This window comes from Acidaminobacterium chupaoyuni, assembly GCF_047936785.1.
Classification (GTDB): Bacteria; Bacillota; Clostridia; order Oscillospirales; family Butyricicoccaceae; genus Acidaminobacterium; species Acidaminobacterium chupaoyuni.
This window is the reverse complement of the sequence record NZ_CP176394.1, coordinates 68,546-82,580: the sequence shown is the minus strand read 5'-3', so window position 1 is coordinate 82,580 and position 14,035 is coordinate 68,546. Positions and strand designations below refer to the sequence as shown.

Below are 14,035 nucleotides of genomic sequence, written 5' to 3'. Positions count from 1 at the left end.
GAAAACAACTAAAAAACGCCCCGCCAAATTAAGGCAGGGCGTTTTGAAAAAGGGCTCGTTACTGTTTTGCGCTGTCGATGATCTTGCCGTTTACATCCATCAGGATGATGCGCATACCCGGATATTTTTTGGCCAGCGCCAAAGATTTTTCGGGCGTCATCAGAAACATCGCGGTGGAAAACGCATCGGCCAGCGAACTGTCGGAATAGATCACCGTGGCGGATTTCACATATTCGGCGGGGTAAAGGGTATCGGGATCGACGATGTGGTGATATTGTTTGCCATCGACGGTATAAAAGCGTTCATAACCGCCCGAGGTGACCACGGCCTGATTTTTGCAGGAAACGGTGTCGATAAGATCGCCGTTTTCCAGCGGGCTTTCGATGCCCACGCTCCAGGAATCGCGGCCTTCGGGCGTTCCCGCCGCGATGACATTGCCGCCGGCGGAAAGAACGAAGTTCTGATAACCCGCCTTCACCAGCTTTTCATAAACCTGCTGGGCGGCATAACCTTTGGCGATGGCGCCCACATCCAGCCGCATTTCGGGGTCTTCCAGATAAGCCGTGCCGGCATCGTCATCCAGCTGAAGCTTCATCAGGTCGCAATGCTGGGCGGCGCTGCGCAGCTGCGATTCCTCAGGCAGCTTGGCGCTTGCGGGGTCTGTCTGCGCCTGTTCGCGCAGATCATGCCAGATGGAAAGCACGCTGCCCATGGCGATGTTCACGCGGCCCTGGGTCAGTTCATAACTTTCAATGCCGAAACGCAGAAGCGACATCACTTCGGGTTCCACCTTCACCGGGTGGTCGCCCGCCGCCTCGTTGACGGCATAAATGCCCTCCACATCCTGATAATCCATATAGATATCATAAAGCCTGCTGTAATACAGCAGCAATTTTTCGGTTTTATCGCGAAAAGCATTGAATTCTTTTTCGCTGCTGCAATAAGCGGTCACCGTGGTGACGGTATCGAACGCGCCATAGATTTCCGCCGAATATTTTTGCTTGCTGCTCTGGGCGCAGCCGCTCAGCGGCAGCATGGCGCATAACAGCAACAGGAACCATCGTTTCAAAGGCTCGCCTCCCAAGTGTTGATAGAAAGAAAAAGCAAAAAAATCTTTTGCTTTTTCAGTTTAGCAAGCCCATCCGGTGAATACAATGGATAATTTGTGAAATTTTCGCATTTCGCCCGTGAACCTGCGGTTTTTTCGGGGAAAATAAGAAAGTTTACAATCTTATCTTGGAAAAATGATTGACAGTCAAACTGTAATTGATATAATTACAGTATCAAAGCAAAGGAGGCTTGTTATGAAAACAAAACAACTGAAATGGGTCGCTGCTGCGCTTGCAGCGCTGATTTTGGGGGGCTGCGCCGCGCCGCAGACTTCGAAAACCGACGAAAAGAAAAAGGAAGAAAGCAAAAGCACAGCGGAATATCATAAAATCACCGCGAAAGAAGCCAAAGCGCGCATGGATAGCGGAGACCCCGTGATCGTTGTGGATGTGCGCCGCGCCGATGAATATGAAGCGGGCCATATCCCGGGGGCCATCCTCATCCCCAATGAGGAGATCGGCACGGAAAAGCCCGCAAAGCTGCCCGATACCGACGCCGAGATTTTGATTTACTGCCGCAGCGGCAACCGCAGCAAACAGGCGGCCGACAAGCTGGTGGCCATGGGCTATACCAAGGTCTATGATTTCGGCGGCATCATCGATTGGCCCTATGACACCGTGACGGGCCCCGAAGAAACCCAGCCCACCACGGCGGCAAGCCTTTTCGGCAGCTTCAAAAGCGAAGATCTGGAAGGCAACGCCGTGGATGAAAGCATTTTCAGCGGCAAAAAGCTGACCATGGTCAATATCTGGGCCACTTATTGCAGCCCCTGCCTGCGCGAAATGCCCGAACTGGGTGAGATCCAGAAGGAATATGCCGACAAAGGTTTTCAGATCGTGGGCATCCCCATCGACACGCTGAAGCAGGATTTGAGCTATGACGCCGATCAGGTGAAAAAGGCCCAGAAAGCAGTGGAAAAGACCGGCGCGGATTATACCCATGTGCTGCCTTCCATCGATCTTATCCGTTCTCATCTGCAAGAGGTCTATGCTGTGCCCGAAACGGTGTTCGTGGATGAAAACGGCGTGCAGGTAGGCGAGATCTATTCGGGCGCTCAAAGCAAGGCCGATTGGGAAAAACTGATCGACAGCCTGCTCAAAGAGGTGGAAAAAGCATGATGCGCGGGCGGAAAACCGCCGCGGCGTTGATGGCGGCGGGCCTGCTGATGGTGGGGCTGGGCGTTTGGCGCGGCGAAGCGGGCGTGGTGCTGACCAAGGCGATCAATATATGTTTGGAGTGTATCGGCATTGGCTAAGAAAAATCGACGAAGCCCCCGCGTGTGGGTGCAGATAGGGTGGGCGGCGCTGACGAACGGATATGCGGCGGGTTTTGCCGGCGGCAAGATCTGGCGCGGCCCCACCAAGGCCCTCTGCGTGCCGGGGCTCAACTGTTATTCCTGCCCGGGGGCGCTGGGTTCCTGCCCCATCGGCGCGCTTCAGGCGGTTCTGGGCAGCGCGGAATATCGCATGGCCTTTTATGTCACCGGGTTTCTGATGATCGTGGGGGCTGCGCTGGGCCGCTTTGTCTGCGGCTGGCTTTGCCCCTTCGGGCTGATCCAGGATCTGATCTATAAGATCCCCTTTCCGAAGAAACTGAAAAAGCTGAAGGGCGAGCGTTTTCTGCGCCTTTTGCGCTATGGCATTCTGGCGGGCTTCGTGGTGATCCTGCCGTTGTTCGCGGTGGATATTCTGGGGCAGGGCGCGCCTGCTTTCTGCAAATGGATCTGCCCCAGCGGCACATTGACGGCGGGCATCCCGCTGGTTTTGCAAAATGAAAACCTTCAGGCGGCGGCGGGCTGGCTTTTTGAATGGAAGCTTGCCATTCTTGCCGTGCTGCTGGTGCTTTCGGTGGTGGTGTGGCGGCCGTTTTGCCGCTATCTCTGCCCGCTGGGGGCGATCTATGGGCTTTTCAACAAGGTTTCGTTTTATCGCTATGAAGTGGAAAGCGACAAATGCATCCGCTGCGGCAAATGCAGCGCGGCTTGCGACATGGCGCTGGAACCGTGGAAACAGCCCAACAGCGCCGATTGTGTGCGCTGCGGCGCCTGTAAGGCGGCGTGCCCCTGCGGGGCGCTGCATACGGCGAAGTTACAAAAGGGGGAAAAGAAATCATGACGGGGGAATTTGCTGTGGCGGTGCATGCCATGGTGTATCTTTATCACAAGGCTTCGTGTCTTTCCAGTGAAGAACTGGCAAAGAATGTCTGCACGAACCCTGCGCGCATCCGAAAAGTGATGGCCAAGCTGAAAAAAGCGGGGCTGGTGGAAACGAGGGAAGGCGCGGAAGGCGGATGCCGCATCGCGAAAGACGGCCAAACCACACTGGGTGAAATTTTAAAGGCGCTGGGAGAAAACGCGGTGACGCTGAACTGGCGAAGCGGCCATAAAGACGCCGAATGTCTTATCAGCGCGGGCATGGGCGGCGTGATGGAGGGCATCTGCGCTCAGCTGGATCAGGTCTGCGAAGAATATCTGTCAACCGTGACCATCGAATCGCTGGAGCAATATCTGATTGGGAAAAAGTAACTCTTTTTTCTTGAAATCCGTTGCATATTTTAGGAAAACTGCTATAATATTGAATAGAATATTTTGGGATGCCGTTTGAAAAAACGGTATTATGCTGAAAAAGTCTCTTTTGGTAGAATCGTTCCCCGAGAGGCTTTTTCTCAGTATTTACTAAAAGTTGTGCGAGGTGGGAAAATGCCGAAACCGACCGTTTTGATCGTGGATGACAAAAAAGTGAACCGGCAGATTCTGCGGTTGATTTTTGCAGAGGAATATTTTCTGCTGGAAGCGGAAAATGGCGAAGCCGCCTTAAAAATATTAGAGCAGAACCCTGTGGATCTGATGATCTTAGATTTGGTCATGCCCGTGATGAACGGTTTTGAAGTGCTTGAAAAAATCAAGACACTGCCGCAAAACCAGCAGATCCCCGTGGTGGTCAACACCGAGTTCGGCGAAGAAAGCAATGAGATCCGCGCGCTGGATCTGGGCGCCGCCGATTTCATCACAAAGCCTTATAACCGCCGCATCGTGCAGGCGCGCGTGAGAAATATCATGCAGAAGACCGTGCTGGAGCGACGGCAGCTGAAACAGAATTTAAATGAAACTACGCTGCGGATGCAGGCACTGGCAGACACGATCCCGGGCGGCATCGCTATTTTCGATCTGCGTCACCCGGGGCTGCGTTATTATAACGACAGCTTTTGCGCCATCAGCGGCAGAACGCGCAGCGAATATATCGAGGCCACCAAAGAAGATTGCTTTGCGCTGGTGTATGAAGAAGACCGCCCGCTGCTGATGCAGACTTTTTTGAGGGCGCGGCGCGACAGCGGCCCCATCAAGGTGAGCTACCGCGTGCATAAAAAAGGCGGCGGCATGGCATGGATCGGCCTTTCGGCGGTCTGCTATAAAAAAGAAGAGGGCGTGCCCGTTTATCACGCGGTGCTGGTGGATCAGACCGAAGAAAAAGAATTGATGAACCTGCGCACCCGTGTGATGGAAAAACTGGAATATGACGCCGAGCATGACAAGCTGACGGGGGTCTATAACCGCGAAGGGTTTTGCAAACGGGCCGAAAAGATCCTGCGCGAGCATTCCAATGAAAAATATTACATCATCTGCTGGGATATCCGCAATTTCAAGATCATCAATGAGCGCTTCGGCAACAAAAAAGGCGATGAAGTGCTGGTGGCGTTTGCGCAGAAATTAAAAAAACTTTCCGGAAAAGAAGAACTTTGCGGGCGCCTGACAGGCGATCGCTTTGCCTGCTGCCTGCGGCGCGACCATGTCTGCATCGATCAGCTGGAAAAAGAAGTGGGCATGTGGGATACCCAGAGCGAGCTGGGATGCCGGTTTTCCGTTTATTTCGGGGTCTATCTCATCGAAAATCTTGGGCTGCCGGTGGAACTGATGTGTGACCGCGCCACCATGGCGCTGAAAAGCGTCAAGGGCAGCTCCATGCGGCGCAGCGCCATCTATAATGAAAAAATGCTCAACCATCTGCAAAAAGAGCAAGAGATCGAAAGCGAGATGTATACCGCGCTGAAAAGCAGGCAGTTCGTTATTTATATGCAGCCCATCTACAGCATCACCACCGGCCTGCCCATCAGCGCGGAAGCCCTGGTGCGCTGGCAGCATCCCCAGAAGGGCATCATTTCGCCCGGCGAATTCATCCCGCTGTTTGAGCGCAACGGCTTTATCACGCTGCTGGATGCCTATGTCTGGGAGGAAGTCTGCCAGTTTTTAAGCCGGCGCATTGCCAAGGGGCAGCGCGTTGTGCCCATCTCGGTGAATATTTCGCGGCTGAATGTGGAAAACAAGCATCTGGCCCTGGAACTGCGCAGCCTGATCGACCGTTACGGGCTGAAACCCGCCATGCTGAAGCTTGAAATCACCGAAAGCGCTTATATGGATGACCCGAAAAAGCTGAAAGAAGCCGTTGTCTCTTTGCAAAAACAGGGCTTCACCGTGTTGATGGATGATTTCGGAAGCGGCTATTCTTCGCTGAATATGCTCAAGGATGTGCCGGTGGATTATCTGAAGATCGACATGCGCTTCCTGGCCGATCTGGAAACTTCGGCCCGGGCGGGCAATGTTCTCAACAGCGTGGTGCATATGGCCAAGTGGCTGAAGATGGAAGTGATCGCCGAAGGGGTTGAAACCCAGCAGCAGGTGGATTTTCTGCGGGGGATCGGATGCGATAAAATTCAAGGCTATTTTTATTCGCGCCCGCTGCCGCGGCAGGATTTTTGCGCCCTTTTGGAAGAAGGCAAAGAGAAACTCGCCGCCCAGCAGGAGATCTGCCTGGATGATTATGATTTCGACAGCGTTTGGAACGCCAGCAAAGAAAGCAGCCTGCTGTTCAACGGCATCGTGGGCGCCATGGGCATCTATGAGCTGCACGAGAACCGGTTGGAAGCGCTGCGCGTCAACGACGGATATTTCGAACTGTTCGGCGGTTCGCCCCAGGAATTTTTTCAAAACGGATATAATGGTTTTGAGAGATTATATGAAGAAGATAAAAAGGCTCTTTTGGAAATCTGCAAGGAAGCGGAAAAACAGGGCAGACCCATGCAGGCCATCCTGCGCCGCCCCCATCTGGATGGCAGATGCCTGATCTGCGATGTCCGCCTGCGCTATCTGGGCAAAAACGGCAGCCGCTCGGTGTTTTGCCTGACGGCCTTTGATGTGACCACACAGCAGGAAAATCAGCAGGCCCGCTATCTGCAGCAATATCTGGCGGTGCTGAGCAATCTTTACACCGATATCATCGAACTCAATTTCACCGATAACACACGAAAAACGATATTTTCCACCGATGAACAGGCGGAAGGAAGGGTGGAAAACCTCGCCGAAGCTTATGAACGCATGGAATACAGCCGCATCCACCCCAACGACCGCGAAGCCTATTGCCGCTTTTTCACTGTGGAAGCGCTGGAAGAAGAACTTGAAAGGAACCAAAACGGCTTCATCACGGCCGAAGCGAGAGTGCTGGGCAAAGACGGCGTTTATCATTGGCGGCGGCGGGTCATTCTTCCGCTGGGCAACCAGCAGGGCAAAAAGGTTTTCTTGAGCTGCCTTGCCACCATCGATGCGCAAAAACAGGCGGAAGAGCTTTTGGAAGAAGCCGCCGCGCTGGAAGCCGTGAAATGGGAACGCGAGCGCTATCTGGAGGTCATCAAACAAACCGATACCATCGTGTTTGAATGGGATTTCGACCAAAGGACTTTCCACGCGGAAAAGGGTTACGAACAGTTCGCGCTGGCCGATGAAGACCCCTGGCAGGTGGCGAAAAACGGCGTGACGGCCAAAGTGGTGCATCCCGACGACCTGCCCGTGGTCAACGCCTTTTTCGAGGGCGCCTGTAAAAACGACGCCAAAAACGCCAACCAGATGGAGATCCGCCTGAAAACGAAAGACGGTCAATATCACTGGTGCTGCATTACCTCAAACGCGCAGAAAGGCGAAAATCAGGAATGGAAGCGCGTGATCGCCACCATCAATCTGATCGACCGCCGCAAACAGGCCGAACAAAACGCGCAGGAAAGCGAAACCATGCTGGGCGATATCATCAAAAATCTGCCTGTGGGCATCATCGTGGCCGAATGCGGCCACGAGATCATGCCAAAATTCATCAGCCGGAAAGCCGCCGAGATCTTGGGATGCCGCGCGGCAAAACCGGCGGATTGCATGATGCGCGAAACCTGCCCGCTGGCTTCGCTTTGGAAGAGAACGCTGCGGCAGGCCGCCGAAAAAAGATCGGAAGAAAACAGCGAGCTCTGGCATTTCGAAGAACAGTTTTTCATCCACGAAAACCCCCAGAAGCCCCAGTGGGCCCAGGTGGAGGGGGTGATGCGGCGCAACGGAGAAGGCAAGATCTTTGCCTATTGCGCCATCACCAATGTCACCGAGCTGCATAACACCCGATCGGCCCTGCAAAAAACCACCGAAGAATTGCAGCACCTGCTGGATCAGCTGCCTGTGGGCGTGGGCATTTATGAACTGGCGCAGCGGCAGATCATCATTAAATATCTCAACGAGCGGGCTTATGAAATTTTCGATATGAAGCGGCCCGAACCGCAAAACGGCGAAAATGCCCTGGTGAAGCAGTATCCGCAGGGGCATTTGAGACAGCTGGAAGAATGGATGAAAAAAACGCCGCAGCAGATTTCGACAGACGATGTGGTGCGCGCCCAGAAAAGCGACGGGCGGTTCTTCTGGCTGAGGAATATCGCCACGATCTTGGAACTGCCGGGGCAGAACCCCGTTTGCTATGCGGTGATGAGCGATATCACCGATCAGGAAGAAATGGAACGGGAGTATCGCCGCCAGAATGAGCTGTATACCCTGCTGCTGCGCAATTCCGATATGCAGATCATGGATTATGACACGCAGGAGAAAAAACTTACCTATTCTTTAAAGAACAGCAGGGGCGAGCGCATCAAGCGCACAGTGGAAAATTTGGATGCCATCAGCTTGGCGGATTCCAAAATTCTTCACCCGGATTTTCTTCATATCTGCACCGACATGGTGTGCACCGCATCACAAAAGATCATGTCGGGCGAAGTGGAATATCGCGCTGATTTCTGGGGGGCGGGTTACCGCTGGTATCGCACTTCGTTTATCAGCATTGCCGACAAACAGGGGCAGGTATACCGGGTTATCGGCATGGGCGAAGACATCGCCCGCGAAAAGCAGTTGCAGGATCACCTGAACCGCGAGCAGAATTATCGCCAGGCAGTGATGATGGAAACGCTGTTTGCCATGGAAACCGATATGACGGCCGAAAACACCAAGGTCATCCACATTTCCGAGCACGGCAAAGAATATTACCCGCCGCTGGATTATTTTTCGCGAGGCGGCGGCAGGCATCTGCATCCCGATGACCGCGACCGGGTGCTGAGCATTTTCTCCGTTCAGAATATGCAAAAAGCCATGCAGCGGGGCAACACCGAAATTCGCGCGCAGTTCCGCATGGAAAAGCGCGACGGCAGCTGGGTTTGGGTGGAAACGGTGGCCTATCTGCTTTATGAAGCAGAAGAAAAAAGCCCGCGGGCGCTGGTCTATATCCGTTTGGCGCAGAAAGAGCGCGAGCTGATCGAACGGGCTGAGATCGACCCCGTGACCAAAATCTATAACCGCGCCACTTTGCAGGAAAAAATCGAAACCACGCTGGATTCCGGCGAAGAAAAGGTGGCGTTTGCCCTTTGCGATATCGATGATTTCAAAAAGATCAATGATACCAAAGGCCACCGGAAAGGCGATGAAACGCTGGCGCGGCTGGCAAAGCTTTTAAGTGAAAATTTCAGAAGAAAAGATATCATCGGGCGCCTGGGCGGCGATGAATTCGTGGTGCTTTTGCGCAATGTCAACCGCGCGGCCGATGTGGAAAAGAAAATGGAAAACCTCCTTTCCCAGATCCGCGGCATCGAGGGGGAAGACGCGTTCTCCATCAGTGTGGGCATCGCCATCAGAGAAAAGGAACACGAACATTTCGAATCGCTTTATGAACGGGCGGATCGCGCTTTGTATCAGGCGAAAAAAGACGGAAAAGACCAATTTATTATCGAATCTTAAAAGTGAGGCGAAACGGCTTGAAAGAACCGGGCATTTGGAAAGAAATTTCGATGGAAGAATTGATGGGGCGCTATTATGAACCGCAAAAATTCGGCGCGGCCTGTGAAGCCTGCCCGAATTACCGGCAGAAATGGTCTTGCCCGCCCTATGATTATGAAGTGGAAGCTCTGCTGAAAAGCTATTCCCACTGTTTGCTGATGGGCAAAAAAGTGAGGATCACCCCCGAAGAACAGGCTCTGCGCGGCAAAGAGGCCGAGGCGCTGATGTGGCAGAAAATCGACGACGCCCGCGCCGAAGAAGACGGCAAAGCCTTAAAGCTGGAGCAAACGGGCGAAAACTGCCTTGCGCTGGCGGCGGGCGGATGCCGCATCTGCAAAACCTGCGCCCGTGCCGAAAATCTGCCCTGCCGCGATCCGCAGCGGTGCCGCCCTTCGCTGGAATCTTTCGGATTCGATGTGGGCGCGCTGGCAGAAAAAGAACTGGGCGTTCCCCTTGTTTGGCAGGCCGAGGGCCTTCCCGAATATTATTTTCTGGTCAACGCGCTGTTCAGCCGCCGCTCGATGCGCCGCGAGGCCGAAACGATCTATGGCAAAAGCAGAGCATAAGCGCCCGGCGGTTTACCGGTGACGAAAAAGAACCCCGGTGATTTGAAAGCCTGCCGGCGGCTTGTCTATGATAAGAATAAAAGCAGGAAGCCTTATGGATGGTCGTGCATCCGTAAAGCTTCCTGCTTTTTTGTTTAAGGGGCAGATTATTTTTTCAGCATCCGCCCAAGCGCTTCCATGGCGCCGGTTTTCTTCAGCGCGGCGATGAGCAGGGCGGCGATGAGCGTTCCGCCCAGAGTGCTGATGAGAAAGGGCAGAACATAGGCGAACAAAGCGGCTTCGCGGCCCATCAGAAATTTGGCAACGGGGTAGCAGAGCATGCCGCCCAGAACGCCTGTGCCCACCACTTCGCCCACATAAGCAAGGCTGAGCTTTTTTGTGCGGCGGTAAAGCAGGCCGCAGCAAAGCGCGCCGATCATGCTGCCGGGGAAAGCCAGAAGGCTGCCTGTTCCCATCAGGTTGCGCAGAAGCGAGGTGCAGAAGGCGGCCGTCACGCCATAAACGGGGCCGAGAAACACGCCCGCCAGCACATTGACCAGATGCTGGATGGGAAAGCATTTCGAAGCGCCGACGGGAATCGAAAAGCCCGAAAGCACCACGGTGAGCGCCACCAGCATGGCGGCTGCCGCCAGTTTTCTTACATTTGTTTTTTTCATAAAAATCCCTCACAAATTGATTTGGTGACAAATAAAAAAATCCACACGAAGAAAGCTACACCCGCGGTGGTGTACCCCTTCGTGTGGATCAATGCGTCACACTCTGCCAAACAGTATACCAATGGATAGGAAAAAAGTCAACAGCAAATCAAGAAACCCACCGCAAGTGACGAAGCATTGCCGGCAGGTTTTTGTTTTATCGGGCTCCGCCGCATCAGGCAGAGGCGCCGGAAGCGGGGGTTATATTTTGAGCGATCAGTTCTTTCACCGTTTCGGGCAGAGCTTTCAGCTCTTCGCGGGAAAGGGAAGCGGTTTCGATGGGGGGCAGGATCTTCAAGGTTACCGAGGCGGGATGGATGCGGAAACCGTGGGCTTCCATCAGCCGGTAAGAGCCGTTCATGGCCATGGGAACGATGGGCATGCTCGCTTTGGAAGCAATTTTGAAAGCGCCGCCTTTGAATTCATTCATGGCGTCGCTGCGGCTGCGGGTGCCTTCGGGGAAAATAATCATGCTATAGCCCTCGCTGAGCAGATGGGCGCATTCGTTGAGCGCCGTCACCGATTGGCGGGGGTCTTTGCGATCGACGAACACACAGTGCAGCAGCTTCATCCATTGGCAAATCAGCGGGATCTTTTGGGTCTCGATTTTAGAAAGCAGCCCATAAGGCTTGGGCAGCTGAGAAAGCATGATGGGCACATCAAAATTGCCCTGATGGTTGCCGATGAACAGGCAGGCTTTGCCCTGGGGGATGTTTTCAAGCCCTTCCACCTTCACTTTTGCGCCCGCCGCTTTCAGCAGCGCGCTCGCCCATTTGCGCACTTCGCGCTCGGTGATGGCATCGGCCAGATCGCGGCGGCCCTGGGCTTCCAGTTTCTTTGCGCGGTGCATTTTGGGCAAAAGCGCCACCAGATAAAGCCAGAAATAAAGGAACCAAAGGATCGTTCTCATGCTGTTTTCCTCGTCGTTTCATCATAATTTAAGGTCAAACGCCGTAAAACAGTATAGCAAGCGGCGGCAAAAATGTCAAAACAAGCCTTGCGATTATATGGTTTAGGGTCTAAAATAAGAAACGGAATCACACAGCTCCCTGGCAGGAAAGATAAAAAGAAAGCGGTGGAAATCATGGAAACAACGGAACTTTTGCGCCGGCAGATCGCTTTTCATCAAGAAGAGATCATAGAAGATCTGAAAGAACTGGTGCGCTGTGAATCGCCCTCGATCGATAAGTCGCTTGCCGATGTCTGCGGCAGAAAAATCGATGAGATCGTCAAGAAGCGTCTGGGCTGCGATGCCGAAATTTATCCGGCAGAAACGCGCGGCGATCACCGAAGCTTCACCATCGGCGAAGGCGAAGAACAGATTTTGATGCTTTGCCATTTTGACACGGTCTGGGAAAAAGGTCGTTTATCTTTAAAGCAGGAAGGCGACCTGCTTTATGGGCCCGGAGTTTTCGATATGAAAAGCGGGCTGGTCAACGCCATCTGGGCGCTGAAAATTTTGAAAGAGCAGGGGCTTTTGCCTCACAAGCGCTTTTGCCTGATGTGCAACAGCGATGAAGAGGTGGGCAGCGTGAGTTCCCGCCCCGTGATCGAAGCAAAAGCGAGAGAAAGCGCGGCGGCGCTTTGCATCGAGCCGGCTTCGGGGCCTCAGGGCTTTTTGAAAACGGCCCGCAAGGGTTCGGGAAAATATCAGATCGAAATCACCGGCAAAGCCGCCCATGCGGGCAACAACCCTCAGGCGGGGCGCTCGGCCGTTCAGGAAATGGCCCTGCAGACCGTTTATCTGCATTCGCTCAACGATTTCGAGATCGGCACCACTGTGAATGTGGGGGTGGCAAACGGCGGAACACGACCCAACATCATTGCCGAACGCGCCCATATGGAAGTGGATGTGCGCACATGGAACGATGAAGAAGCACGGCGGATGGATCGGCTGATTTTCGGGCTTCAGCCGAAAACCGAGGGCGTGAGCCTGAAAGTGACAGGCGGCATCGCCCGCCCCGGCATGGAAGCCACCGAAAAGAACCTTAAGCTGTTCGATCTGGCGCAAAGCGCCGCGCGTGAACTGGGCGTTTCGCTGGATTATATCGCAGCGGGCGGCGGAAGCGACGGCAACTTTACTTCGGCCCTGGGCATCGCCACGCTGGATGGCCTTGGCGGAAAGGGCGACGGCGCACACGCCGAAAACGAACATATCGAAATTTCGGGAACCATGGAGCGTCTGGCGGTGCTGGCCAATTTTCTCACAAAGCTTTGATGGCCGCGGGGCACAGAACAGCCCTTTTGAAAGCATATAAAAAGAGAGTGCGAAATGCTTCGCACTCTCTTTTTTAGAAAAAGCAACGCTTTTATGCCTGATGAACGATCTCGCCGTTGATGATGGTGTAAACCGTTTCATATTGGATATCGGTGATGGGGTTGCCGCGGAAAATGGCCACATCGGCGTCTTTGCCCGCTTCAAGGCTGCCCACGCGGTCGGCAATGCCGATGATTTCGGCGGGGTTGATGGTGATGCATTTCCAGGCCTCCTGCTCGGGCAGACCGGCGTTGACCGCCAGACCCGCGCACATGGCCAGGCTATCCAGAGGCAGAACGGGGGCATCGGTGATGATGGCGGCTTTCAAGCCCGCTTCCACCACGGCCTTGGGGGTTTCCCAGCTCTTGTTGGAAAGCTCGAATTTGCTCTTATCGCCCAAAGTGGGGCCAACGAACACGCCGCGGCCTTCTTTGATGAGCTCATCGGCGATCAAGTGGCCTTCTGTGCAGTGATCCAGTGTCATGCCGACATTGAACTCTTTGGCGATGCGCAGCGCGGTGAAGATATCATCGGCGCGGTGCGCATGGGCCTTCAGGGGGATTTCTTTGCGAACAACAGGCAGCATCGCTTCCAGCTTCATGTCGTAAGTGGGCTTTTTGTTGTTCTTGGGGTCTTTTTCGTGGGCCAGCAGAGCGTCGTTATATTCGTTGGCCTTGAACAGCAGCTCGCGCAGCAGAGCCGCGGTGCCCATGCGGGTCATAGGCATTTTTTTCATGCCCTGGCCATAGCAGCGCTTGGGGTTTTCGCCGAAGGCGCATTTCATGGCGACGGGATCTTTCAAAATCATGTTGTCGATGCGCTTGCCTGCCATTTTCACGGCGGCGAAAGTTCCGCCCACCACATTGGCGGAACCGGGGCCTGTTACGGCGGTGGTCACGCCGGCGGCGGCAGCCTGACCGATGGTTTCATCCATGGGGTTCATGCCGTCGATGCCGCGGATGTGAGAGGTGATGGGGTCAGACATTTCGTTGCCGTCGGAACCTTCAAAGCGAATGCCCGATTCTTCCATGCCGATATGGCAGTGGCCGTCGATGAGGCCGGGGGTGACGAGGCATCCCGCGGCGTCGATGACCTGCGCATCGGCAGGGGCGTTCACGGTTTTGCCCACGGCGACGATCTTCGCGCCGTCGAGAAGGATCTGGCCGTTTTCAATATCGGGGCCGGCCATTGTTTTGATGTGGCCGTTTTTAATCAGAATCATGGGAGTTCCTCCTGTTTTTCATGTTTTCTAAAAAGAAGGCCGAAGGTGGCTGCCCTTCGGCCTTTGTAA

General features: G+C 54.2%; 11 protein-coding genes. 7 read left to right on the top strand and 4 right to left on the bottom strand.

What is annotated here, in order from left to right; all coding sequences use genetic code 11:
• Positions 1-58 precede the first annotated feature (58 nt).
• Positions 59-1,069 carry an FAD:protein FMN transferase gene (locus tag ACJA3I_RS00350; RefSeq protein WP_458862789.1) on the bottom strand — a complete coding sequence of 337 codons (1,011 nt, stop codon included), beginning with the start codon at positions 1,067-1,069 and terminating at the stop codon, positions 59-61.
• Positions 1,070-1,304: 235 nt separating this feature from the next.
• On the opposite strand from ACJA3I_RS00350, the gene ACJA3I_RS00345 reads away from it, so the two are divergent.
• From ACJA3I_RS00345 to ACJA3I_RS00320, 6 genes are all read left to right on the top strand, one after another.
• Positions 1,305-2,228 (top strand): rhodanese-like domain-containing protein, encoded by a 924-nt coding sequence (locus tag ACJA3I_RS00345; RefSeq protein WP_458862788.1) that lies wholly within the window; start codon positions 1,305-1,307, stop codon positions 2,226-2,228.
• Complete coding sequence (locus ACJA3I_RS00340) at positions 2,225-2,365, top strand: CD1871A family CXXC motif-containing protein (protein ID WP_458862787.1); 141 nt, start codon at positions 2,225-2,227, stop codon at positions 2,363-2,365. The genes ACJA3I_RS00345 and ACJA3I_RS00340 overlap by 4 nt, the downstream gene beginning before the upstream one ends.
• Positions 2,358-3,224: a 4Fe-4S binding protein gene (locus ACJA3I_RS00335; RefSeq protein ID WP_458862786.1), complete on the top strand. Its 867-nt coding sequence runs from the start codon at positions 2,358-2,360 to the stop codon at positions 3,222-3,224. The genes ACJA3I_RS00340 and ACJA3I_RS00335 overlap by 8 nt, the downstream gene beginning before the upstream one ends.
• Positions 3,221-3,634 carry an RrF2 family transcriptional regulator gene (locus tag ACJA3I_RS00330; protein WP_458862785.1) on the top strand — a complete coding sequence of 138 codons (414 nt, stop codon included), beginning with the start codon at positions 3,221-3,223 and terminating at the stop codon, positions 3,632-3,634. Before ACJA3I_RS00335 ends, ACJA3I_RS00330 begins: the two co-directional genes overlap by 4 nt.
• 174 nt (positions 3,635-3,808) lie before the next feature.
• On the top strand, positions 3,809-9,187 hold the full coding sequence (locus ACJA3I_RS00325; protein ID WP_458862784.1) for an EAL domain-containing protein: 5,379 nt from the start codon (positions 3,809-3,811) through the stop codon (positions 9,185-9,187).
• 17 nt (positions 9,188-9,204) lie between these two features.
• Positions 9,205-9,792, top strand: coding sequence for a DUF2284 domain-containing protein (locus ACJA3I_RS00320; RefSeq protein ID WP_458862783.1), 588 nt, complete (start codon positions 9,205-9,207; stop codon positions 9,790-9,792).
• Between the two features lie 146 nt (positions 9,793-9,938).
• Here ACJA3I_RS00320 and thiW read toward each other — a convergent pair whose 3' ends face one another.
• The gene (gene thiW / locus ACJA3I_RS00315) at positions 9,939-10,448 is read right to left on the bottom strand and encodes an energy coupling factor transporter S component ThiW (protein ID WP_458862782.1); all 510 of its coding nucleotides are present in this window, start codon (positions 10,446-10,448) and stop codon (positions 9,939-9,941) included.
• Between the two features lie 214 nt (positions 10,449-10,662).
• Complete coding sequence (locus ACJA3I_RS00310; RefSeq protein ID WP_458862781.1) at positions 10,663-11,397, bottom strand: lysophospholipid acyltransferase family protein; 735 nt, start codon at positions 11,395-11,397, stop codon at positions 10,663-10,665.
• A gap of 174 nt (positions 11,398-11,571) precedes the next feature.
• On the opposite strand from ACJA3I_RS00310, the gene ACJA3I_RS00305 reads away from it, so the two are divergent.
• On the top strand, positions 11,572-12,705 hold the full coding sequence (locus ACJA3I_RS00305) for a M20 family metallopeptidase (RefSeq protein ID WP_458862780.1): 1,134 nt from the start codon (positions 11,572-11,574) through the stop codon (positions 12,703-12,705).
• Positions 12,706-12,796: 91 nt separating this feature from the next.
• On the opposite strand, the gene ACJA3I_RS00300 is transcribed toward ACJA3I_RS00305, so the two are convergent.
• Entirely contained in the window at positions 12,797-13,966 is a 1,170-nt protein-coding gene (locus ACJA3I_RS00300) for an amidohydrolase (RefSeq protein WP_458862779.1), read from the bottom strand.
• Positions 13,967-14,035 lie beyond the last annotated feature (69 nt).

Excerpts from the sequence above, each read along its gene's own strand:
- ACJA3I_RS00330 (WP_458862785.1), top strand. The coding sequence starts at position 3,221 with ATGACGGGGGAATTTGCTGTGGCGGTGCATGCCATGGTGTATCTTTAT.
- ACJA3I_RS00310 (WP_458862781.1), bottom strand. The coding sequence starts at position 11,397 with ATGAGAACGATCCTTTGGTTCCTTTATTTCTGGCTTTATCTGGTGGCG.
- thiW (WP_458862782.1), bottom strand. The coding sequence starts at position 10,448 with ATGAAAAAAACAAATGTAAGAAAACTGGCGGCAGCCGCCATGCTGGTG.
- ACJA3I_RS00325 (WP_458862784.1), top strand. The coding sequence starts at position 3,809 with ATGCCGAAACCGACCGTTTTGATCGTGGATGACAAAAAAGTGAACCGG.
- ACJA3I_RS00345 (WP_458862788.1), top strand. The coding sequence starts at position 1,305 with ATGAAAACAAAACAACTGAAATGGGTCGCTGCTGCGCTTGCAGCGCTG.
- ACJA3I_RS00340 (WP_458862787.1), top strand. The coding sequence starts at position 2,225 with ATGATGCGCGGGCGGAAAACCGCCGCGGCGTTGATGGCGGCGGGCCTG.
- ACJA3I_RS00305 (WP_458862780.1), top strand. The coding sequence starts at position 11,572 with ATGGAAACAACGGAACTTTTGCGCCGGCAGATCGCTTTTCATCAAGAA.
- ACJA3I_RS00300 (WP_458862779.1), bottom strand. The coding sequence starts at position 13,966 with ATGATTCTGATTAAAAACGGCCACATCAAAACAATGGCCGGCCCCGAT.